The organism is Pantoea sp. ARC270 (assembly GCF_003236725.1).
Taxonomy (GTDB): Bacteria; Pseudomonadota; Gammaproteobacteria; order Enterobacterales; family Enterobacteriaceae; genus Pantoea; species Pantoea anthophila.
In genome coordinates, this window is sequence record NZ_PUGA01000081.1 from 1 (window position 1) to 970 (window position 970).

A 970-nucleotide genomic window follows, 5' to 3' on the forward strand; every position below is an offset into this window, starting at 1 on the left:
CTACCGGCTCTGCCCGGGTTGAGGCTGGCGGCGACATCCACATCGGCGCGGAGACCACCACCAATACCACCCATCTTGAGGCCAACAGCCGGACCTCATCGGTCAGCAACAGCCGTCAGGAAGATCGTCTGCTGCTCAGTTCCCTGAGCGGTGATCAGGGCGTGACGCTGGTGGCAGGCAATAATCTGCTGGCCGAAGGCGCGCAGGTTGACAGTTCACAGGGCCAGATTGGCGTCAGTGCGCAGAGCGTTACCATTAAGGATGCGCGTGCCCATACACAGGACCTGGACAGCGAGAACAGGCGCCTGGGTAATACCCTCAGCCATCGTGACGAGGAGACGGTTCGCGAAGGCAGCATGGGAAGCACCTTCAGCGGACAGCAGGGCGTAACGGTAATCGGGCGTGAGGGTGACGTGACGGTCACCGGCAGCACGCTGCACAGCGAACAGGGTGCTGTTGCGCTGCTGGCGAAAAAGGATGTCATCCTCAACCACACGACAGACAGCGAGCACCGCGCCTCACAGGAAAAAAGTCGCGGCCGGAAAACCAAGGGTGAACGCGCGGAGGAAATGCTGCGTGAGAACGTGGTGGGGAGCACGCTCAGTGGACATGATGGCGTCACGGTGGTGGCGCAGGAGGGCAGCATCACCGCCACGGCCAGCACGCTGCACAGTGAGCTGGGTGCCGTTGCGCTGCAGGCGAAACAGGATGTGACCCTCAATACCGCCACCGAACGGGAGTCACTGTTCAGCGAATCCCGCTCAGAGAAAAAAAGTTTCCTGAAGAAAAAGAGCAGCCACAGCATCTCGCTGGATGGCGCCACCCGTGAGAACGGCAGCCTGCTGAGCGGCGAAAGCGTCACGGTCATCGCCGGACGTGATCTGACGGTGACCGGATCGGCGGTGGTTGCCGACCAGGACGTCAATCTGCGGGCCGGGCGCGACGTGGAGATCGGCGCGGCGACCGAGAC

The 970-nt window shown here is 62.4% G+C and carries 1 protein-coding gene; it reads left to right on the plus strand.

Going from position 1 to position 970, the window contains the following annotated elements:
• On the plus strand, positions 1-970 hold a 970-nt coding region (locus tag CKF42_RS20920), incomplete at both ends, for a hemagglutinin repeat-containing protein (protein WP_146239970.1).